General features: G+C 64.6%; 18 protein-coding genes and 3 pseudogenes. 3 read left to right on the top strand and 18 right to left on the bottom strand.

Annotation, left to right across the window (positions count from 1 at the left end; all coding sequences use genetic code 11):
- Positions 1 to 5: 5 nt before the first annotated feature.
- Together AC50X5_RS00365 and AC50X5_RS00370 are read left to right on the top strand one after the other, a co-directional pair.
- Positions 6 to 914 (top strand): alpha/beta fold hydrolase, encoded by a 909-nt coding sequence (locus AC50X5_RS00365; protein ID WP_494974238.1) that lies wholly within the window; start codon positions 6 to 8, stop codon positions 912 to 914.
- Entirely contained in the window at positions 911 to 2008 is a 1098-nt protein-coding gene (locus AC50X5_RS00370) for a glycosyltransferase family 4 protein (RefSeq protein WP_494974239.1), read from the top strand. Before AC50X5_RS00365 ends, AC50X5_RS00370 begins: the two co-directional genes overlap by 4 nt.
- Here the strand turns inward: AC50X5_RS00370 and AC50X5_RS00375 are convergent.
- From AC50X5_RS00375 to pyrR, 13 genes are all read right to left on the bottom strand, one after another.
- Positions 2005 to 4164, bottom strand: a complete 2160-nt coding sequence (locus AC50X5_RS00375) for a primosomal protein N' (protein ID WP_494974240.1) — start codon at positions 4162 to 4164, stop codon at positions 2005 to 2007. The genes AC50X5_RS00370 and AC50X5_RS00375 overlap by 4 nt on opposite strands.
- An 86-nt stretch (positions 4165 to 4250) precedes the next feature.
- The gene (gene metK / locus AC50X5_RS00380; RefSeq protein ID WP_494974241.1) at positions 4251 to 5486 is read right to left on the bottom strand and encodes a methionine adenosyltransferase; all 1236 of its coding nucleotides are present in this window, start codon (positions 5484 to 5486) and stop codon (positions 4251 to 4253) included.
- A 79-nt stretch (positions 5487 to 5565) separates the two neighbouring features.
- Entirely contained in the window at positions 5566 to 6831 is a 1266-nt protein-coding gene (coaBC, locus tag AC50X5_RS00385; protein WP_494974242.1) for a bifunctional phosphopantothenoylcysteine decarboxylase/phosphopantothenate--cysteine ligase CoaBC, read from the bottom strand.
- A 10-nt stretch (positions 6832 to 6841) separates the two neighbouring features.
- The gene (gene rpoZ / locus AC50X5_RS00390; protein WP_463933565.1) at positions 6842 to 7102 is read right to left on the bottom strand and encodes a DNA-directed RNA polymerase subunit omega; all 261 of its coding nucleotides are present in this window, start codon (positions 7100 to 7102) and stop codon (positions 6842 to 6844) included.
- Between the two features lie 39 nt (positions 7103 to 7141).
- Complete coding sequence (gene gmk / locus AC50X5_RS00395) at positions 7142 to 7714, bottom strand: guanylate kinase (protein ID WP_494974243.1); 573 nt, start codon at positions 7712 to 7714, stop codon at positions 7142 to 7144.
- Between the two features lie 49 nt (positions 7715 to 7763).
- Positions 7764 to 8081, bottom strand: a complete 318-nt coding sequence (mihF, locus tag AC50X5_RS00400; protein ID WP_463933569.1) for an integration host factor, actinobacterial type — start codon at positions 8079 to 8081, stop codon at positions 7764 to 7766.
- A gap of 87 nt (positions 8082 to 8168) precedes the next feature.
- Entirely contained in the window at positions 8169 to 9077 is a 909-nt protein-coding gene (gene pyrF, locus AC50X5_RS00405) for an orotidine-5'-phosphate decarboxylase (RefSeq protein WP_494974244.1), read from the bottom strand.
- Positions 9070 to 12399 (bottom strand): carbamoyl-phosphate synthase large subunit, encoded by a 3330-nt coding sequence (carB, locus tag AC50X5_RS00410; RefSeq protein ID WP_494974245.1) that lies wholly within the window; start codon positions 12397 to 12399, stop codon positions 9070 to 9072. Before carB ends, pyrF begins: the two co-directional genes overlap by 8 nt.
- Positions 12399 to 13670 (bottom strand): glutamine-hydrolyzing carbamoyl-phosphate synthase small subunit, encoded by a 1272-nt coding sequence (gene carA / locus AC50X5_RS00415; protein ID WP_494974246.1) that lies wholly within the window; start codon positions 13668 to 13670, stop codon positions 12399 to 12401. The genes carB and carA overlap by 1 nt, the downstream gene beginning before the upstream one ends.
- A 79-nt stretch (positions 13671 to 13749) precedes the next feature.
- Entirely contained in the window at positions 13750 to 14271 is a 522-nt protein-coding gene (locus AC50X5_RS00420) for a PH-like domain-containing protein (protein ID WP_494974247.1), read from the bottom strand.
- A complete protein-coding gene (locus AC50X5_RS00425) occupies positions 14271 to 15623 on the bottom strand; it encodes a dihydroorotase (RefSeq protein WP_494974248.1) in 1353 nt (450 codons plus the stop codon). Before AC50X5_RS00425 ends, AC50X5_RS00420 begins: the two co-directional genes overlap by 1 nt.
- Complete coding sequence (locus AC50X5_RS00430; protein WP_494974249.1) at positions 15624 to 16679, bottom strand: aspartate carbamoyltransferase catalytic subunit; 1056 nt, start codon at positions 16677 to 16679, stop codon at positions 15624 to 15626. It abuts the gene before it with no gap.
- Complete coding sequence (gene pyrR, locus AC50X5_RS00435; RefSeq protein ID WP_494974250.1) at positions 16676 to 17260, bottom strand: bifunctional pyr operon transcriptional regulator/uracil phosphoribosyltransferase PyrR; 585 nt, start codon at positions 17258 to 17260, stop codon at positions 16676 to 16678. Before pyrR ends, AC50X5_RS00430 begins: the two co-directional genes overlap by 4 nt.
- A 133-nt stretch (positions 17261 to 17393) precedes the next feature.
- Here pyrR and AC50X5_RS00440 point away from each other — a divergent pair, with 133 nt between their 5' ends.
- Positions 17394 to 18665 carry a PrsW family intramembrane metalloprotease gene (locus AC50X5_RS00440; protein WP_494974251.1) on the top strand — a complete coding sequence of 424 codons (1272 nt, stop codon included), beginning with the start codon at positions 17394 to 17396 and terminating at the stop codon, positions 18663 to 18665.
- Here the strand turns inward: AC50X5_RS00440 and AC50X5_RS00445 are convergent.
- The 5 genes and pseudogenes from AC50X5_RS00445 to efp all read right to left on the bottom strand — a co-directional run bounded on the left by AC50X5_RS00445 (position 18637) and on the right by efp (position 21052).
- Positions 18637 to 19415 (bottom strand): annotated as a pseudogene (locus tag AC50X5_RS00445) (triose-phosphate isomerase family protein). The gene AC50X5_RS00440 and the pseudogene AC50X5_RS00445 sit on opposite strands and share 29 nt — an antisense overlap.
- A gap of 38 nt (positions 19416 to 19453) precedes the next feature.
- Positions 19454 to 19603: pseudogene (locus AC50X5_RS00450) on the bottom strand (MFS transporter); the annotation flags it as partial.
- A 93-nt stretch (positions 19604 to 19696) separates the two neighbouring features.
- Positions 19697 to 19969: pseudogene (locus AC50X5_RS00455) on the bottom strand (FCD domain-containing protein); the annotation flags it as partial.
- Positions 19970 to 20078: 109 nt separating this feature from the next.
- Entirely contained in the window at positions 20079 to 20489 is a 411-nt protein-coding gene (gene nusB / locus AC50X5_RS00460; RefSeq protein ID WP_493985406.1) for a transcription antitermination factor NusB, read from the bottom strand.
- A complete protein-coding gene (gene efp / locus AC50X5_RS00465; RefSeq protein ID WP_275214236.1) occupies positions 20489 to 21052 on the bottom strand; it encodes an elongation factor P in 564 nt (187 codons plus the stop codon). The genes nusB and efp overlap by 1 nt, the downstream gene beginning before the upstream one ends.
- Positions 21053 to 21059 lie beyond the last annotated feature (7 nt).

A 21059-nucleotide genomic window follows, 5' to 3' on the forward strand; every position in this document is an offset into this window, starting at 1 on the left:
GCCCTATGACATCATCAACATCCTGGTACAGCGCCGGACTCGCAGCGCGTACTACCGCCTCGACGGTACGCGTGGAAGGCACCGGTACCGCGTACTGGACGTATGAACCAGCCAGCCCTGGGCCCCAGACCCGGACCGTCCTGGTGATCCATGGCTTCCGCGGAGACCATCATGGGCTCCTGCGGGTGGCGGACCAGCTTCCGGGACACCGCATCATCATGCCGGACCTTCCCGGCTTTGGCAGTTCAGAAGCTTTCCCAACCAGTCCCCACGACGTACCTGCCTATGGCCGGTTCATCAGCGGCTTCATGGCCGTCCTGGGGCTGGGACCGGACACGGTACTGCTGGGCCACTCTTTCGGTTCGATCGTGGCCTCCCACTTCGTCGCAGCACATCCGGGGGCGGTGGAGCGGCTCATCCTCATCAATCCGATTGCAGCGCCGGCGCTGGAAGGACCCAAGGGCCTGATGACCCGGCTGGCTGTCCTCTACTATCAACTGTCTGCCCGGCTCCCTGAGCGGTTGGGCCTGGCGTTGCTGCGAAATCGCGCGATCGTCAGGGTGATGAGCGAAGCCATGGCCAAAACGCGTGATCCTGACCTGCGGCGCTTCATCCACGGGCAGCACCATTCCTACTTCAGCGCCTTCGCGGACCGGAACAGCCTGCTCGAGTCCTTCCGGGCGTCCGTCAGTTCGAATGTTGGTGACGTTGCGCCTGCCCTGGCGCTGCCGGTTCTCCTTATTGCCGGCGAGATGGACGAAATCGCCCAACTCAGGGATCAGTACCGCCTGCTCGCCCGGCTCCCGGACGCGACACTGAAGGTCATCCCCGGCGTCGGGCATCTGATCCATTACGAAACGCCTCAGGCTGCCGCAGAATATATCAACGACTTCCTGGCAGGTCCCACCGCATGAGAATCGTCATCGACGCACGCTTCACCCGTACCGACCACCACGACGGCATCAGCCGCTATGGCGCCAGCCTGATTGCGGCCACCGCCAAGCTGGCGGACGTGTCCATGCTCATCAGCGATCCCCGGCAGCTGGCCCTTCTCCCTGATGTGCCGTACACACTGATCAACAGCCCGCTCTCCCCACTGGAACTTTTCGTGGCGCGGAAAGTGAACAGGCTGAGCGCCGACGTCGTGGTCTGCCCTATGCAAACAATGGGCAGCTGGGGGCGCAAGTACGGCCTGGTGCTGACCCTGCACGACCTCATCTACTATGAGAACCCCACACCGCCGGGCTTCCTCCCCTCGCCGGTGCGGCTGCTGTGGAGGCTGTACCACAAGGCGTATTGGCCGCAGCGAGTGCTGTTGAACCGCGCGGATACCGTCGCTACCATCAGCCACACCACCCAGGCACTGATGGCCAAGTACCGGCTGACGCACCGCCCTGTCCGGATCGTGGGCAATGCCCCGCAGCCGGACCAGGAACCCCGTAGTCCTGACGACGGTGCTGACCGCTCGCTCTTGTACATGGGTTCCTTCATGCCGTACAAAAACGTGGAGACCATGATTGCCGGGATGGCCTCGCTGCCCGGCTACACACTGCATCTGCTTAGCAGGATCACTCCCCAGCGCCTGGCCGAGCTGGAGGTGCTGGTGCCACCCGGGGCGGACATCATCTTCCACAACGGAGTCTCGGACCCCGAATACATGCAGATGCTCCACCGGGCCACCGCGTTGGTGAGCCTGTCGCGGGCTGAGGGTTACGGGCTGCCGTTGGTGGAAGCCATGTCAGTGGGTACCCCGGTCATTGCCAGCGACATCCCGATTTTCCGTGAAGTGGGCGGCGATGCTGTGCGCTACGTTGATCCAGGCTCACCGGCGGCCTTCGCAGCCGCCGTGCGGGAGCTCGACGACGACTCACAGTGGCGGGAGGCATCCCTGCTGTCAGTTATGCGCGCAGGCCAGTTCAGTTGGGACCACTCCGCCCACCAGCTTGTGGCGCTCGCAGAGGAAATCGTGGCCCGCCGTTCGGCGGCACGGCAGAAGGCAGGGACCTAGAGCACGTCGGTGCCGTCGAGCCGGAGCTGGACCGGGCCGGCGCTCCGTTTCGCCGCACTGGAGGCCTTGATGGCGCGCAGGATCCTGGTTACCTCCGCGGCGTCGGCATAAGGAATGAACAGCAGCGTCCTGACGTCAGCCTCGCCGGGAGGCGCCTCTTTGCCTGCTGGCCGCCCCAGGACCACGGGCGCAGGTCCGGCCGTGCGAAGGTTGACGCCGGCAGCCTTGAGCTGCCGCTGCACAGCATCCACGTAGTACGCCACATCAGTTGCGGGCCCGGTGACCGACGCAATCCTGACCGCAGGCGGCAGGTGGAGTTCCCGCCGCAGCGCCAGCTCACGTTCGGCATAGCCGGAGGGGTCCCAGCGCAGCAGTGCTCCGACGGCGGAAGTATCCGCCGCCGTGACCACCACCAGGCCGCCATCTTTGGCCGGCCGCACCAGGGAAGCAGCGTTAAACCACCGCCGCACGGTGTCCTCGCCCGCGCGCAGGTTCTCGCGGCGCAGCAGCGAATCGCCGTCCAACAGGAGTGCAGCCGCATAGCCGCCGGCCGCCACGGGCTCTGCTCCTACTGTGGCTACCACCAGGGCCGCGGAATCGCCTACCAACGCCTTGACGTGATCGCCCGAGGACGTAATGACAGGCCTGCCCGGGAAGGCTTTCCCCAGTTCCTCGGCAGTGCGGATGACCCCCGTGGCACCGCGCCGCAAACGGTGGCCCCCGCAGTGCCCGCACTCCCAGGTAGGTGCAGGTGTGGAACACCAACGGCACTGCGGGACGGACGCGGAGCCGGTACTGCCGGCTACCGCAAGCGGACCCTGGCACGAATTGCAGCGTGCGGGCTCGCGGCAGGAGTCACACACCAGGGATGGTGCGTAGCCTGCCCTGGCCACCTGCACCAGTACGGGCCCGCGCAGCAAGCCATCCTGGGCAGCCTTCCAGGCGGCCCCGGGCAGCCGTGCAACGCGGGCCAGGGGGTCACGTTCCTGCTCAAAACTGTCAGCAGTGTTCACCACCCGGGGTGCAGCTGCCCGGGTGGCAGGACGATCGGGTTCAACAGCGACGGCCCAGCCCTGTTCCACAAGGCGCTGGACCTCTGTACTGCGGGAATGGCCAGCAAGACAGCAGGCAGCGTCTTCCTGCTCCGCGCGCAGCAGGAGGACTTCACGGGTGTGTGCGTACGGCGCGCGTTGTTCGATGTGGAGGTCGTCGCCGTCATCCCAGCAGGCAAACAGCCCTGGCCGGATCACGGGAGCATAGGCAGCGGACCGGGTACCGATTGCCACCCGCGCCGAACCTTCCACGAGCCGCAGGAAATTACCGTACCGGACGGCCGGGCCGTCGTCAGCAGAGAGCCTGACGACGTCCGCCGCCGGGAGCACGGCGGACAATGCGTCTTCCAGGCGGTCAAGGTCGCGGTAGTCAGGAACCACGACGACGGCGCCACGGCCCGACGCGCGGACGGCAGCTACCGCCTCGGCCAGAAGAACCGGCCAGCTCTTGGGCCCGTATCCCTGGAGTGCATTGACGGCGGCCCGCGGCGACCCGCCTGCCGCCAGATGCAGCAGGAATGGGCTGCCACTGCGGTAACCCGCCCAGACGGAGCCGGGCGATGCAGAAGGAGCGTGTCCGCCGTCTTCCGGCCCGCCTGCTCCGGAAGCAGCCAGGGACGCGGTACCTGCCCCGGCATGTCGCGCCAGGAATTCCTTATCCAGCCGCGCGACCCGGGGCGGAACAGCTACGCGGATAACATCGCTGACTGTACCGGCGTAGCGCGCCGCCACGGACTCAGCCAGGCGGCGGATGGCCGGAGTCAAAACCGGCACTGCGGAAACAACCTTGTGCAGCGGAGCCAGGGTGTGCCCGGCGTCGGTAGTATCCCGGCGCTCCAACAGGTAGCCGGGCAGTTCCTGCCCGTTGAAGGTGACCTTCACCCGCACGCCCGGCAAGGCTGTTGCATTTAGGGACGCCGGAACGCTGTAGTCGAAGGGCCTGTCCAGGTGTGGCACCCCCGATTCCACCAGGACGCGGGCCACTGGATTCACAGGGGCCAGGGCGATGCCTGGAGCCGAGGCCGCACTTGGCGGGAAGCCTTGGAGAAGGGACAGCTGAATACTCTCACCCTGCCCTGCCCGCGAGCTGACCACTTTGACCACCTCCTTCTCCTTGCCGAACTTCCGCTGCCGCCAACCGGCCGGAACCCTGCCACAGAGCCAGTCAACCAGGAACCACTGACATGGACTCAGGCGTTGAAGAAGGCCTTGAGGTCTTCCACACGGTCCAGGCGTTCCCAGGTGAAGTCAGGCTCATCCCGGCCGAAGTGGCCGTGCGCCGCAGTCTTCGCATAAATGGGCCGCTTCAGGTCAAGGGCGTCGATGATGGCGCGGGGGCGGAGGTCGAAAATTTCCGCAATGGCCTGGCTGATCCGTGCAGGGTCAACGGTCTCGGTGCCGAAAGTCTCAACGTAGGTGCCCACCGGGCGGGCCTGGCCAATTGCGTAGGCGATCTGTATCTCGGCACGCTTGGCAAGGCCGGCGGCCACGACATTCTTTGCTACCCAACGCATGGCATAGGCTGCCGAACGATCGACCTTCGAGGGATCCTTGCCGGAGAAGGCACCGCCGCCGTGGCGGGCAAAGCCGCCATAGGTGTCCACAATGATCTTGCGGCCGGTCAGGCCGGCGTCACCCACCGGCCCGCCTATCACGAACTCGCCGGCCGGGTTGAGGATGTTGTGCGCCCTTGAAATATCCAGTTCGGCAGCGGCAAGCACCGGATCAATCACGAACGTTGCAAGGTCTGCCCGCAGCTGATCAAGGCTTGCGCCTTCGGCGTGCTGGCTGGAAATCACCACCGTCTCAACCGAAACAGGGGTGTCGCGATCGTAGCCAACGGTGACCTGGGTCTTGCCGTCCGGCCGCAGGTAAGGGAGCTGTCCGTTCTTGCGGACCTCGGTGAGGCGCTCGGACAGGCGGTGTGCCAGCCAGATGGGCGTAGGCATATAGGAGGCAGTTTCGTCGCTCGCGTAGCCGAACATCAGGCCCTGGTCCCCGGCGCCCTGAAGATCGTAGTCGTCTTCCTGACGGCCCTCACGCGCTTCCAGCGAGTTGAAGACGCCACCGGCGATGTCATTGGACTGCTGGCCAATGGAGACGGAAACACCGCACCGGGCACCGTCGAAGCCGTTTGCCGAAGAATCGTAGCCGATGCCCAGGATGGTCTCGCGGACGATCTGCGGAATTTCGACGTAGGCGTCGGTGGTGACTTCCCCGGCGACGTGGACCAGGCCGGTGGTGGCCATGGTCTCCACGGCAACACGTGATTCCGGATCAGCGGCCAGCAGTGCATCGAGGATCGCATCGCTGATCTGGTCGCAGATTTTGTCCGGGTGCCCCTCAGTAACCGACTCCGAGGTGAACAGTCGGAGCGCGGCGGGGGCATCCCCGGTGGTGTGGGGAATATGCAGGGGTAAAGTCACTCAACTACCTTACTGGTTGGAATTCGCGGGAGCGGCAGCGGATGTCCCCCAGTGACCTGGGAATGACCAGCCATGCGTCTCAGATGTGCGGAACGACACGGCTCAGTTCAGAGCCAATGCGATCGATCACCGCTGCCGATACTTCATCCTTGCTTCCGGATGCAGATTCGGGATCGGCGCCTGCCGCTGAAAGGATGACCACGGAGTTTGAATCCTGGCCAAAGACTTTGCCTTGGCCCACCTGATTAACCACCAGCAGATCGCAACCTTTGCGCTCCAGTTTCGCCTTGGCGTAGGCCAGGACGTCACCGCGCTCGTCACCTGTTTCCGCTGCGAATCCAACGATCAGCTGGGTCCGACCGGATTCCCCGCGCTGTTGGACCAGTTCATGCAGGATGTCCGGATTACGGACCAGGGTGATCACGGGATCATCGGCGTCGTCCCGCTTTTTGATCTTGGTGTCCGATACCGCTGCGGGCCTGAAATCGGCCACGGCCGCGGCCATCACGATGACGTCTGATTGGGCAGCGGCCGCCAACATGGCCTTCCGCAGCTCCAGCGCGGTCTCCACGGGGACAACCTCCACGCCAACGGGCGCCGGGACTTCCATGTATGCGGCCACCAGAGTCACGATCGCCCCGGCGTCCCGGGCTGCTGCGGCCAAGGCCGCCCCCTGCTTCCCGGAGGAACGGTTGCCCAGGAAGCGTACGGGGTCCAGGGGTTCGCGGGTACCGCCTGCACTGACAATGACCGTCCTCCCGGACAGGGAACCACTGGACAGCGCCCCAGCCAGCGGCGCCGGAGAGATATAGTCCGACGGCGGTGCGGCAAGTGCAAGCGCTGCCTCGAAGATCGCTTCGGGTTCGGGCAGTCGTCCAGGGCCTGAATCTGAGCCGGTCAGCCTGCCGGTGGCAGGCTCCAGGACCGTGATGCCACGGCTGCGCAAGGTCTCGACGTTGGCGCGGGTAGCCGCGTTCTGCCACATTTCCGTGTGCATCGCCGGGGCAAACAGCACGGGCCCGCGGGCCATCAGCAAAGTGTTGGTCAGAAGGTCGTTGGCCATGCCGGCCGCAGCCCGCGCCAGCAGGTCCGCGGTGGCCGGGGCGACGACGATCAGGTCCGCCTCATGTCCCAGCCGGACGTGCCGGACCTGGTCGACGTCGTCGAACACGCTGTTGGTGACCGGATGCCCGGACAACGCCTCCCACGTAGCGACGCCGACGAAACGTGTGGACGCCTCGGTGGGTACCACCGTGACGTCGTGGCCCGCTTCAGTAAAAAGCCGGAGGAGGGATGCCACCTTGTAGGCAGCTATCCCTCCCCCGACTCCCAGGACTATGCGCACGGAACGGAGGCTACTCTGCGGTTTCGACCGGCGTGGAAACGAGCTTGCCTTCGTTGATCTCACGCAGTGCGATCGAGAGCGATTTCTCGTTCAGCTTGGTGTCTACCAGCGGGCCAACGTACTCAAACAGGCCCTCGTGCAGCTGGGCGTAGTAGGCGTTGATCTGGCGTGCACGCTTGGCACCGAAAATGACCAGACCGTACTTGGAATCCGCTGCCTCAAGCAGGGAGTCGATCGGCGGGTTGATGATGCCTTCAAGGTTCGTGGACACGAATTCTCCAAATTCTAACGGGCGGGTACGTTCCGGCGCTCAGCGCGGGTTCGGTGCCAGCCCCATGAGTGAAACAAGCTCGTCCGCTGCCCGGCGAACGTCGTCATTGATGACTGTGTGGTCGAACTCCGGCTCAGCAGCAAGTTCCAGTTTAGCGGTTTCCAGCCTGCGCTGCTGTTCTTCCGGTGTTTCGGTGCCACGGCCCACCAGCCGGCGAACCATTTCTTCCCAGCTGGGCGGGGCCAGGAAGACGAACTGGGCGTCCGGAACGGCCTCTTTTACCTGCCGGGCGCCCTGCAGATCGATTTCAAGGAGCACCGAACGGCCTTCAGCGATGGCCTGGTTTACCGTACTTTTCAGGGTGCCGTACGTGTTCTGCCCATGGACCACGGCCCATTCCAGGAATTCGCCGGCCTCCACCAGGGACTCGAACTCTTCCTTCGACTTGAAAAAGTAGTGCACTCCGTCCTGCTCACCGGGCCGTGGGGCGCGGGTAGTGGCTGAAACTGACAGCCAGACCTGGGGATAGTTGTCCCGGATATAAGTGGATACGGTGCCTTTGCCGACGGCCGTCGGGCCGGCGAGGACTGTCAGTCCGGGTAACTTGCTCACGTATTCCTTTGCGGCGGTATGCGGGTGGATGGGCCTTTAGACCCCGCCACTACTTTTCGTCTATAAAATCTACCAGTGCCCGGCGCTGGTGAACGCCCAGCCCCCGCAGCCGCCGTGATGCCGCAATCCCCAGCTGTTTCATAATGGCTGCAGCGCGCACCTTGCCGATTCCTGACCTTGATTCCAAAAGCTCGGCCACTTTCATCCTGGCCAGGGCATCATCCTCGCTCGCTGCGGACAGCAGCTCAGCAGCACTCAACTCACCGTTTTTCAGTCGTTCTTTTGCCGCAGCGCGCGCTGCCCGGGCGGCGGCAGCCTTGTTCAAAGCCTCAGTGCGTTGTTCGGCAGTCAGGGGTCGAAGGCTCACTGTTTGCTCTCCCCGTGCTTGTAGGGTCAGGAAGCGTCCAGGACCGGCGCCCTCGACTGCTCCTGAACCTACCCCCGCCGGGGCCGGTTAATCAATGCGCAGCAGATCCAAGGTGCGCCGGGAAGCGTCCTGCAGGGCAGCGGTGTCCGGCCCTGCAGCGAGGATTTCCCGGCTGGAGGTTCCCAGTACCTGGCGATACGCCGCGCCGAAGGTGGAGCGCATTTCCCGTGCCGTGCCGCCTTGCGCGCCAAGGCCCGGTGCCAGGATAGGACCGGCCATGGCCGTCAGGTCCAGGCGGAGGCGTTCGACGGCGGAACCCACCGTGGCGCCTACCACCAGTCCCACAGAACCCATGGTTACCCCTCCCCGAGTTCCCGCCGTCATTGCCGCTGAAGCAGCAGCGCGGTGATTCTCGGCAGCAGCAGCCTCGGTGATGCGGCGGGCGACGGAGTCTTCGGCACCCACATGCTGCACCGAGGCACCCTCAGGGTTGGAGGTCAGTGCCAGGACAAACACTCCCCGGCCATACTCCACCGCGAGGTCCAGCGCCGGTCGGAGCGATTCGAAGCCCAGGTAAGGACTGAGCGTCACGGCATCCGCAGCCAGGGAGGAACCGTCGCGAAGCCAGGCATCAGCGTAAGCAGCCATGGTGGACCCGATGTCGCCGCGTTTGGCGTCGGCGATGCTGAGGACGCCGGCATCGGCACTGGCGGCCAGGACCTCTTCCAGGACCGCCATCCCCGCCGAACCGTGGCGTTCATACAGGGCGACCTGCGGTTTTACGGCGGCAGCAAGGGAACTGACGGCCCCCAGGGCGGTGAGCGAAAAGCGCCTCAGCCCGTCGACGTCGTCGTTCATCCCCCAGTGCTTCAGGAGCGCGGGATGCGGATCGATACCCACGCACAGCGGGCCGCGTGCGGCCATGGCCGCGGCCAGCCGGGCACCGAAGGGTTCCCGGCCAGCCGTTTCACCATTGCCGGGCGTACCGTTAGGCATTCTGCAGGGCAATTCTCTGTGCGTCCGCCAGCTGCGATGCGGCCAGGGCGGCAGCGTGTTCCTGCAGGCTGGTGACGGACCATTCGTAAGTGCGCATGGCCTCGATCGCCTGCACGGCGGCGTTGAACTCCGCAACGGTGGTGATGCAGGGAATGCCGATCGACGTAGCTGCGGCGCGCAGTTCATATCCGTCGCTGCGGGCCTCGCCGCCGGAGGGAGTGTTGAACACCATGTCGATGTCGCCGGCGATGACGAGGTCCGCGATGGTGCCTTCGCCCTCGGCGCTGGAACCTTCAGCCACTTTGCGGACCGGCGTGGCCTGAATGCCGTTGCGGCGCAGGACGTCTGCGGTACCACCGGTGGAAATGATTTCGAACCCAAGGTCGGAGAGCCGCTTGACGCCCATGATGACCGAGCGTTTGTCGCGGTTTGCCACGGAGACAAAGATTTTACCTTCAGTGGGCAGCGCGTTGTTGGCGGCTGCCTGGCTCTTGGCGAAGGCCGTGTCGAAGTGCTTGTCGATCCCCATGACCTCGCCGGTGGAGCGCATTTCCGGGCCAAGCAGCGAGTCCACCACCTTGCCCTCCGGCGTGCGGAAGCGGCTGAACGGAAGGACAGCTTCCTTGACGGAGACGGGCGCGTCCAGGGGCAACCTGGAGCCGTCTCCGGTTTCCGGCAGCATCTTGTAAGCGGTGCGGAGCTGGTGGATGGTCACGCCGGTACCAATCAGGGCCGCAGCCTTCGCCATCTGGACGCCGGTGGCCTTGGAGACGAACGGCACAGTCCGTGATGCCCGCGGGTTTGCTTCCAGGACATACAGCACGTCCGAGGCCAGGGCGAACTGAATGTTGATCAGGCCCCGCACGCCAACACCTTCTGCGATGGCACGGGTGGCGGTGCGGACCCGCTCCAGGACGTTGCCGCCGAGAGTGATCGGAGGCAGGACGCAGGCGGAGTCGCCGGAGTGGATGCCGGCTTCCTCGATGTGCTCCATGATGCCGCCCACGTAGATGTCCTTGCCGTCGAACAGGGCGTCGACGTCAATCTCCACTGCGTCCTCAAGGAACCGGTCGATCAGCACCGGGTGGTCCGGGGTGATCTCCGTGGCGTTGGCGATGTAGCGGGAAAGGTTAGGTTCGTCGTAGACGATTTCCATGCCCCGGCCGCCCAGCACGTAAGACGGGCGGACCAGGACCGGGTAGCCAATTTCATCGGCAATCTTCTTCGCGTCCTCGAAGGACACCGCAGTGCCGTTCTTCGGCGAGATGAGGCCCGCCTGGTCCAGCACGCGGGCGAACGCGCCACGGTGTTCGGCCAGGTCGATGGCTTCCGGGGAGGTGCCCAGGATGGGGACACCGGCGTCGGCGAGCTGCTGGGCCAGCTTGAGGGGGGTCTGGCCGCCCAGCTGGACGAACACACCCATCACGCCGCCTGTGCGTTCCTCGGCCGCGATGACCTCCAGGACGTCCTCGAGGGTCAGCGGCTCGAAGTAGAGCCTGGTGGAGACGTCGTAGTCAGTGGAGACTGTTTCCGGGTTGCAGTTGACCATCACGGTCTCGTAGCCGGCCTTGCGCAGCGCCATGGAGGCATGCACGCAGGAGTAGTCGAACTCGATGCCCTGGCCGATGCGGTTGGGACCGGAGCCCAGGATCAGGATGGAGGGCTTGGCGTGCAGCGCAACCTCGTCCTCCTCGTCATAGGCGGAGTAGTGGTACGGGGTGTACGCGGCGAACTCGGCGGCGCAGGTGTCCACGGTCTTGTAGACCGGGCGGATTCCGAGGGCCTGCCGCACGCCGCGGACCACGGCTTCGGAGTTGTGGGTCAGGGCGCCGATCTGCTCGTCGGAGAAGCCGTGACGCTTTGCCCGCTTCAACATCTCGGAGGTCAGTGCCGGGGCCTGGCGGATCTCGTGCGAGATCTCGTTGAGCAGCTGCAACTGGTCAAGGAACCAGGGATCGATCTTGGTGGCCTCGAAGAGGTCCTCCACGGTGGCACCGCCCAGCATGGCGCGCTGCACCTGGTGCAGGCGCTCGGTGGTGGGACGCTTTGACTTCTCAATGAGCTCGGCGACCTCCCATTCGGGAACGCTGGTGAAGTCCAGCTGCGAGCCCTTCTGCTCCAGGGACCGGAGCGCCTTCTGCAGGGCTTCGGTGAAGTTGCGGCCCATGGCCATGGCCTCGCCCACCGACTTCATGGTGGTGGTGAGGGTGTTGTCCGCAGCCGGGAACTTCTCGAAGGCGAACCGTGGGACCTTGACCACCACATAGTCGAGCGTGGGCTCGAAGGAAGCGGGAGTCTTCTGCGTGATGTCGTTGGGGATTTCGTCGAGGGTGTAGCCCAGCGACAGCTTGGTGGCGATTTTGGCAATCGCAAATCCGGTGGCTTTGGATGCCAGCGCCGAGGAGCGCGAGACCCGCGGGTTCATTTCGATCACGACGACGCGGCCGGTGGCCGGATCGATGGCGAACTGGATGTTGCAGCCACCGGTATCGACGCCGACTTCACGGATCACGGCGATCGAAATGTCGCGGAGGCGCTGGTACTCACGGTCGGTCAGGGTCAGTGCCGGTGCCACCGTGATGGAGTCGCCAGTGTGGACGCCTACCGGATCGAAGTTCTCGATGGAACAGACAACCACGACGTTGTCGTTTTTGTCCCGCATCATCTCGAGCTCGTATTCCTTCCAGCCGAGGATGCTCTCTTCGAGCAAAACCTCACTGGTGGGGCTGTACTGGAGGCCCTGGCCCACGATGCGGCGGAGGTCGTTTTCGTCGTAGGCCAGGCCCGATCCCAGGCCGCCCATGGTGAAGGAGGGCCGGACCACCATGGGGTAGCCGAGGTCCTCGGCGGCCGTGAGCGCCTCGTCCATGGTGTGGATGATGTGGCTGCGGGCGGACTCGGCGCCGCAGCGTTCCACCACGCCCTTGAACTTCTCACGATCCTCACCGAGTTCGATTGCCGCGATGTTCGCGCCGATCAGCTCCACGTTGTACTTCTCCAGCACGCCGTTCTTGTCTAGCGCGATCGCGGTGTTGAGCGCAGTCTGGCCACCCAGGGTGGGCAGAATGGCATCAGGGCGTTCCTTGGCGATGATTTTCTCCACCACCTCGGGGGTGATGGGCTCGATGTAGGTGGCGTCGGCGAACTCGGGGTCCGTCATGATGGTTGCCGGGTTGGAGTTCACCAGGATGACCCGCAGGCCCTCCTCCTTGAGCACCCGCAGCGCCTGGGTGCCGGAATAATCGAACTCGGCAGCCTGGCCGATGACGATCGGGCCCGAGCCAATGACGAGGACGCTTTTGAGATCTGTACGTTTCGGCATTACTTCTTGTCCTCAGTCTTGTTGGCGTTTTTGTGTTCTGCGCCGGCAGGGTGTACGGAATCGACGGGCTCACCGGACAGGTTGGCCGTCCGGCCGTCGCGGGTGCCTTCCATCAGGTCGATGAAGCGGTCAAAGAGGTAGGCGGCGTCGTGCGGGCCGGCCGCCGCTTCGGGGTGGTACTGGACGGAGAAAGCCGGGATATCCAGGCAGGCGAGGCCCTCGACGACGTCGTCGTTGAGGCTGATGTGGCTGACCTCCACGCGGCCGTACCGTTCCTCGGGGGCCTGGGTGGCGCCGTCGAGCGGTGCGTCAACGGCGAAACCGTGATTCTGCGAGGTGATTTCCACCTTGCCCGTGCGGCGGTCCATGACAGGCTGGTTGATGCCGCGGTGGCCATAGCGCAGCTTGTACGTGCCGAATCCCAGGGCCCGGCCCAGGATCTGGTTGCCGAAGCAGATGCCAAAGTAGGGCAGCTTTTCATCCAGGACTGAGCGCAGCAGGTTGACTTGGGCGTCTGCGGTGGCAGGGTCGCCGGGGCCGTTGGACATGAAGAAGCCATCCGGATTGACCGCTTTGACGTCTTCCAGCGTGGCAGTGGCAGGAAGCACGTGGACCCGCACGCCGCGTTCGGCGAAACGGACCGGGGTCATGGCTTTGATGCCGAGGTCTACCGCTGCGATGGTGAAACGGGCGTCACCGTCCCATCCGTAGTCCTTGGGCTCAACCACGTAGGCCTCACTGACGCTGACTTCCTCGGCCAGGCGGGCACCTTCCATGGGTGCGCTGGCCAGGACGGCGTCGACGAGGTCCTTGTCACTTGCCGCTGCTGCGTCGCCGGAGAAGATGCCGGCACGCATGGTCTTATGCTCGCGCAGGTGACGGGTGATGGCGCGGGTGTCCACGCCCTGGATCCCGACGATCCCCTGCGCCACCAGTTCCTCGTCCAGGCTCCGCTCCGAACGCCAGTTGGACGGGCGCCGCGCGGCGTCCCGGACAATATAGCCGGCCACCCAGATGCGGCGGGACTCGGCGTCGTCGTTGTTCACACCGGTGTTACCGATGTGCGGCGCGGTCTGCACCACCAACTGGCGGGCGTAGGAAGGATCCGTGATGGTTTCCTGGTAGCCGGTCATACCGGTGGCGAAGACGGCTTCGCCCAGGGTGGTGCCAATGGCGCCGTAACTCTGGCCACGGAAGATCCTGCCATCTTCCAGTACCAGGGCGGCCGGGGTGGATGCTGCGGGCCGTGCCGGAGCGGAGGTTGCTGTCACTGGGTTCGCTTTCGCTGCTGGTTCTGTCTGTGCTGTGTCTGTCACGCTCGTGTGCGCTGTGCGGGTTTCCGTCACTGTCTTACTTTCCACTATGGGCACCAGCCGAGGGGGCTGACGAAATCAATTCCTGGAGGGCCTCGAAGAGGACTTCGTTGTCCGCGGCACGCCGGGTGCGAAAGCCCGTGTCCAGGCCGCGGGTACCATGCTGCCAATTGACAATCAGGAGGCCGTCCTTCTCGACGAACTTTCCGGCCATGCCGCTGTCCTGCCGCACGTCCACCAGGCTGGCCGCCGGGATGTACAGCGGTGGGGCCCCGGAGCGGTCAAAGACCACGCCGTGCGGGTAAACGGCCAGTTCAGCATTGGTCCTGATGCCGAGGCCGTGCGCCGCAATCCTGTCCAGCCAGTCACCCGAGGTGGTGGTGGAGACGTACTGGCCCTCGGCTGCCGCTACCGGCTCGCCCAGTGCCGGTGGCATCCCGGGCAACACCCCGACGTCGGCCTGCCGCCTCAGCCGGTTCCGCCAGCCCAGGCCGATCAGGGCGAAGGCAACGGCGATGAGGGCGAGGGTGATAACGAGCGAGAGAAGCCGCGTGTCCATCAGGAAGCACCTGCTGCCGCTGCGGCGGCGTGCCTGAAGGGGGTGTTCAGGCGGCCCTCCAGGACCGTGGGATGTCCGTTGAAGAAAGTGGCCATCACCTTGCCGGGCAGTTCCCTGCCCTTGAAAGGTGAATTCCGGCCCATGGTTGCCATCTTAGAAGGATCCACGGTCCAGCGTGCAGCCGGATCTACGAGAATGACGTTTGCCGGTTCGCCGGCCTCCAGTGGCCGGCCCTGGTCAGCAACCCTGCCGATGGCTGCCGGAGTAGTGGACGTGACCCGGGCGAAACCGGCCCAGTCCATCAGACCGGTGTCGATCATGGTCTGCTGCACCACCGAAAGCGCGGTTTCCAGGCCGGTCATGCCCATCGCCGCCTGCGCCCACTCGCATTCTTTGTGTTCGCTGGGGTGGGGAGCGTGATCGGTGCCGACGACGTCGATGGTTCCGTCAGCGAGGGCTTCCCGAAGGGCCTGGACGTCCGCATCGGTGCGCAGCGGCGGGTTGACCTTGTAGACCGGATCGTAGCTGCGCACCAGCTCGTCGGTGAGGAGCAGGTGGTGCGGGGTCACTTCGGCGGTGACGTTGATGCCGCGGCCCTTCGCCCAGCGGATGATCTCCACCGAACCGGCCGTGGAGACGTGGCAGACGTGCAGGCGGGAGCCCACGTGCTGCGCCAGCAGGACATCGCGGGCAATGATGCTTTCCTCTGCGACGGCAGGCCAGCCGGCCAGGCCGAGCACCGAGGATACGGTTCCTTCGTTCATCTGCGCACCGGCGGTCAGGCGCGGTTCCTGCGCGTGCTGGGCAACGACGCCGTCGAAGGCTTTGACGTATTCCAGAGCCCGGCGCATGAGGACGGGATCGTGGACGCAGATACCGTCGTCGGAAAAGACGCGGACCTGTGCACGCGAGTCAGCCATGGCACCGAGTTCGGCCAGCTGTTCCCCGGCCAGGCCAACGGTGACGGCACCCACCGGGCGGACGTCCACCCAGCCGGAGGCCCGGCCCAGGCTGTGGACCTGCTCCACCACGCCGGCGGTATCGGCCACCGGGTTGCTGTTGGCCATGGCGTGGACTGCTGTATAGCCGCCCAGTGCCGCAGCACGCGTTCCGGTTTCCACCGTCTCGGCGTCTTCGCGGCCGGGTTCGCGGAGGTGGGTATGGATATCCACCATGCCGGGCAGCGCAACGAGACCAACAGCGTCAATGACAGTAGCGGCCTCGGCACCGTCAGCAGAGGAGGCACCGGCGCCGCGGGCGGCAATCAAGCCGCCCCGGATCAGGAGGTCTTCGGCACCGGCTCCCAGGATTGCGGCACCGCGGATCAGATAGGTTCCGTTGTTCTCAGCCATTTAGTTGCTCTCCTTAGTGGAAGGGGCTGCGCTGGTCCGGGCAGTATCGGTGCGGGTTGTGTCGGTGCGGGCTGTGCCGGCGGTGACCGGCTCCCGGGTGTCCCCGGAGAGCAGCAGGTACAGCACAGCCATCCGTACCGACACGCCGTTGCGCACTTGCGCGAGCACCGTGGACCGCGGCGAGTCCGCGGCAGCGGAGGAAATCTCCAGGCCGCGGTTCATGGGACCGGGGTGCATGATGATGGTGTCTTTGAGGCCAAGCGTGTCCAATGAGCGGAGCCGGTTGTCGTCAAATCCCCAGCGCCGCGAGTATTCACGGGTGGAGGGGAAGAAGGAGGCGTTCATCCGTTCGCCCTGGACGCGGAGCATCATAACCGCGTCCACTCCCCCTTCAATCACTTCGTCCAGGTTGTAGCTGACCCTGCAGGGCCAGGATTCGACGCCGATGGGCAGCAGAGTGGGCGGCGCCACCAGCGTCACGTCGGCACCGAGAGTGCGAAGCAGCCAGACGTTGGAGCGGGCCACGCGGGAGTGCAGGACGTCACCGGCGATGGCAACGCGCATGCCGGACAGATCGGCGCCGATGGAGGCCGAACCGCTGAGTTTTGCCCAGTGGCGGCGCATGGTGAACGCATCCAGGAGGGCCTGGGTGGGGTGTTCATGGGTTCCGTCGCCGGCATTGATGACGGCAGCGTCGATCCAGTCAGTAGCCGCGAGGCGGTGCGGCGCCCCGGAGGCCCAGTGCCGGATGACGACGGCGTCGGCGCCCATGGCGGACAGCGTTTGCGCGGTGTCCTTCAGCGACTCGCCCTTGGACACCGAGGAGCCCTTGGCCGCGAAGTTGATGACGTCCGCGGAGAGCCGCTTGGCGGCCGCCTCGAAGGAAATCCGGGTGCGGGTGGAGTCCTCGAAGAAGAGGTTGACCACTGTGCGGCCGCGGAGGGCGGGGAGCTTCTTGACCTCACGCTCGCCTACTGCCGCCATTTCCTCCGCGGTATCGAGGATCCGTACTGCATTGGCCAGGCTGAGGTCCTGGGTGGAGAGGAGGTGTTTCACGCTCCTGCCTCGATGACCACTTCGTTCACGGGTTCGCCATCGACGGAATCAGTCTCGGCCAGGTGCACCCTGACTTTTTCCGAGGAGGCGGTAGGCAGGTTCTTGCCAACGTGGTCCGCCCGGATGGGGAGCTCACGGTGGCCGCGGTCGATCAGGACGGCGAGCCGGACAATGCGGGGGCGGCCAAGGTCCACCAGGGCATCAAGGGCAGCACGGATGGTCCGGCCGGAGTACAGGACGTCGTCGATGAGCACCACGACTTTGTTGTCAATGCCTGACGCCGGCAGTTGGGTGTGATGCGGCGGCCTGGTGGGCTGGTGGGAAAGATCGTCCCGGAACATGGTGACATCAAGCTGGCCGACAATGGCGGCAGCATCAACAGCGGGATCGGCTTCAGCAATTTTCCGGCCGAGCCGGAGGGCAAGCGGATAACCGCGGCGCGGAATGCCCAGCAGCACCAGATCCTGGGAGCCCTTGTTAGCCTCAAGGATCTCGTGGGCGATACGAGTCAGTGCCCGGTCAATGTCCGCCTGGTTGAGTACAACCCTGGCCGGAACAGGCACATTGGTGACAGAAGTCAACGCTCGTCTCCCCTTTCCCCGCCTCACAGGACGGAATTAAAAAAGGAATATTTGACTCTTCAAATTACCACACGCAGACCCGACGCCCGCGCGGTTTCTTGGCCCCCGGCCTGCAGCCCCATAGGCTTTCGGCATGCCGACAAATCAATCACAGTACCCCGATCCTTCCGGCGGCGGACAGCACCGGCGGGGTGGGCTTGCCGGTCCCGGCGGAGGCCAGGCCAACCCGACCTGGCTGGGGCACGTCGATCCTGGCGACTACCGGCCGGCGCCAGGAGGCCCGTCCGGCGGCGTACAGTCCATCATTCCGCCTGCTGTTGCAGCCCGGACCGGGCGGAGCGCCGGAGTACTGGTACTCGTCCTGGGGGGCGCCGCTCTGGCGTTCCTCAGCTTGTTCCTGGTGGTTCCTTTCCTGCTCTCCAGCACTGGACCGGCGGGTTTCCTGATCGGTTTCATCGCCTCACTGGTTCCATTGTCTGTGGTGCTTCTCACGGTTTTCCTGATAGACCGCTGGGAGCCTGAGCCCAAGCGGCTCCTGCTTTTTGCGTTCACCTGGGGAGCTGCAGTTTCCATCGCTGTGACGCTGCTGATCCAGCCGCTGTTCGCACTATCCAGAGAGTTTTCCTCGAACGCGGAATACTTCACCTTCATGGCCACGATCCAGGCACCTATCGTCGAGGAGTTTGCGAAGTCGCTGGGGCTGTTGATGCTCCTCCTCCTTGCAAGGAAGCACTTCGACGGCCCGGTGGACGGCGTGGTTTTCGCGTTCACCATCGCCGGCGGTTTCGCGTTCACGGAGAACATTCTCTACTTCGGCCGGGCAGTCGCCGACTCCAGCAGCCCGGCGACGGACCTGGTCTCAATCTTCTTCCTGCGGGGCATCATGTCTCCCTTTGCCCATGCAGTCTTTACCGGTACTACAGGCCTGATCATGGGCTTCGCCGCACGGCGCTGGCATAACGGCCTGTCGGTGGCAGCCTTCTTTGTGGGACTCCTGCCGGCCATGTTCCTGCACAACAGGTGGAACAGCATGGGCCAGGACTTCCTGCTGCAGTACCTCACGTTCCAGGTGCCGATGTTCCTGCTGGTGGCAGTCGTCGTCGTCCTCGTCCGCCTTGCCGAAAACCGGCTGACCAGGCAGCGCCTCCGCGAGTATGCCGCAGCAGGCTGGTTCACTCCCGCCGAGGTGGACATGCTGGCCACGGGGGCCGGGCGGCGGGCTGCGCTTGCCTGGGCCAGCGGTTCCAACCGCCGTGGCTACATGAAGGCGTTCATCCGGGCCGCCACCCAGCTGGCCTTTACCCGCCAGCGGATCCTGGCCGGCCGGGATGTAGCCGTCCACCAGCTCGATGAACAACGAGCACTGCAGGAGATCCTCAGGCTACGGGCGGCCGTAGCCCGCTGACGCCGGCGAGGGCTTCGTCCAGCACCTTGCCGAAGTTCGCCGGATCGTGGGCGAAGCGCCCGAGAAAAAGTCCGGAGACGCCGTCGAGCAGGAGCCCTGGCTTTGCCGAGCCACCGTAAATGATCCGCAGCTCCCCTGCGCTGCCCGCGCCCTGCCCGTGTCCGCCAAGCAATTCTCGCAGGTGATGTACGACGGCGGTGTTGTACCCTGCAGCGGCAGGTTCCGGAGCGCCGATGGCCCAGACGGGTTCGTAGGCGATGATTGCCCGGGACGCCAGCGCCCAGTCGCCGTCTACGGCTTCCTCGATCTGCTGATGGACGAAACCGGCTGCACCTTCCGCCCCTCGCGTCCCTTCCGTTTCGCTGCCGCCGGCATTTGCAGTGTCCTCGCCAACACACAGGAGCGGCGTGATACCGGCATTGTCGGCTGCCCGAACCTTCCGGGCGATCATGGCATTGTCTTCGCCGAGATGCTGCCGCCGTTCGGCATGCCCGATCTCTACCAGGCCCACACCCAGTTCGGCCAGGATCGACGGCGAGACCTCACCTGTCCACGGACCATCGGCCCATCCGCCGTCCCGCGCACCCAGCACCAGCGGTGATCCTGCAACCATGGTGGGACCGCCGGAAGCACCGGGAAGGAAGGAGTGACAAACGGGACCACTTGGCCGGCCGCAAGGGCCGGACGGGAGTCCACTTCGCGCCGTATACCGGCCAACCAGTCCAGGCTCTCCCGGTACCCCAGGTACATCTTGGTGCTGACACCCACATAGAGCACTTGCAAGTTGCTCACTTCTCCTCGAGCAAATCGTCCGCCTTGTTGCGGAACCGCTTGGTGGCATACATCATGACGGCGGCAACAAATGGCAGGACACCCAGCGCGTAGACGCCCATAGTGCCGGTGTCCGACGCGGTGATCTCATTAGTATCGCGAAGAAGCTGTCAAGATCGCAGTGCGTTCCGTCCGCCCGGCAATGCGTGCTGTCGAGGCACGCGAAATGACTATTCCGGTTTACTCAACCGTGATGACGGTCAGCTTTCCGGTGCGTCGGCAATGGCCCGCGAACGGACCTTCCGGATGTGCTCGGCCATCGCGGCACCGGCCTTGTCCGGATCTTCAGTAGACACCGTGTCCAAAATCGCCCGGTGCTCGGCGATGGCGAATTCAGCATCTGTGATTCCCACTCCCCCGAAGAGCCGGAACCGCTGCACCTGGCCGCCTAACGCTGAATAGGCAGCGACCAGGAACTGGTTCCCCGTCTGCCGGGCAATGAGCTGATGGAACCGTTCGTCAGCTTCCAGGTAGGGGTGCGGTGGCTGTCGGCCCATTTCCGACACACCTGCACGCCGGACGCGAAAAAGCCCCGTCCAGATCGGTGCTCTGGACGGGGCTGGATCGGATGCTGTGGACGGCTTAGGCCAGCAGCGACGGTTTGAGCTGCTGCAGGCGGCCCAAAAGGCCGTTAATGAAAGACGGCGATTCATCAGTTGACAGCGTTTTGGCCAGGGCCACTGCCTCGCTGACGGCCACGCCGTCCGGAACGTCGTCGTTGAACAGAAGTTCCCAGGTGCCGATCCTCAATATGATGCGGTCCACCGACGGCATCCGTTCCAGCGACCAGCCCTGCGAGTAGGTCTCCAGGAATTCGTCGATGGCAGTCTGCTGCGAGACAACGCCTTCAATAATATCCACGGTGTAGGGGTTGATGACCTGGTCAGTTTTTTCCCGGCGCGCCCGGAGCACATCGAAGGCCGAAAGGGAGCGTTGCTCGGCTTCGAAAAGTATGTCCAGCGCCCTGTTACGGGCTTTACCGCGTGCGCTCACTACTCGCTGACCCGGCCAAGGTAGCTGCCGTCACGGGTGTCCACTTTGACCTTGGTGTTGTTCTCCACGAACAAAGGCACCTGGATCTCGTAGCCCGTCTCCAGAGTGGCAGGCTTTGTGCCGGCCGAGGAGCGGTCGCCCTGCAGGCCCGGCTCGGTGTAGGTGATTTCGAGGACTACGCTTGGCGGCAGCTCAATGTAGAGCGGGTTGCCCTCATGGATGGCGATGTTGACCATCTGGTTTTCGAGCATGAAGTTGGTGGCATCACCAACGGTGGCGCCGGAGACGGTGATCTGATCGAAATCCGAGGTGTCCATGAAAACGAAGTCGGCGCCGTCCTGGTACAGGTACTGGTAATCCCGGCGGTCCACGGTGGCGGTTTCGATCTTGAGTCCGGCGTTGAACGTCTTGTCCACTACCTTGCCGGACATCACGTTGCGCATTTTGGTGCGGACGAATGCGCCGCCTTTGCCTGGCTTGACGTGCTGGAACTCGATGACGTTCCAGAGCTGGCCCTCAAGCTTAAGGACGGTTCCGTTCTTGATGTCGTTAGTGGTTGCCACTGGTTCC

The organism is Pseudarthrobacter sp. MDT1-40-2 (assembly GCF_059383595.1).

Excerpts from the sequence above, each read along its gene's own strand:
- AC50X5_RS00440 (WP_494974251.1), top strand. The coding sequence starts at position 17,394 with ATGCCGACAAATCAATCACAGTACCCCGATCCTTCCGGCGGCGGACAG.
- pyrF (WP_494974244.1), bottom strand. The coding sequence starts at position 9,077 with ATGCCTAACGGTACGCCCGGCAATGGTGAAACGGCTGGCCGGGAACCC.
- AC50X5_RS00370 (WP_494974239.1), top strand. The coding sequence starts at position 911 with ATGAGAATCGTCATCGACGCACGCTTCACCCGTACCGACCACCACGAC.
- AC50X5_RS00425 (WP_494974248.1), bottom strand. The coding sequence starts at position 15,623 with ATGGCTGAGAACAACGGAACCTATCTGATCCGCGGTGCCGCAATCCTG.
- AC50X5_RS00420 (WP_494974247.1), bottom strand. The coding sequence starts at position 14,271 with ATGGACACGCGGCTTCTCTCGCTCGTTATCACCCTCGCCCTCATCGCC.
- carB (WP_494974245.1), bottom strand. The coding sequence starts at position 12,399 with ATGCCGAAACGTACAGATCTCAAAAGCGTCCTCGTCATTGGCTCGGGC.
- AC50X5_RS00365 (WP_494974238.1), top strand. The coding sequence starts at position 6 with ATGACATCATCAACATCCTGGTACAGCGCCGGACTCGCAGCGCGTACT.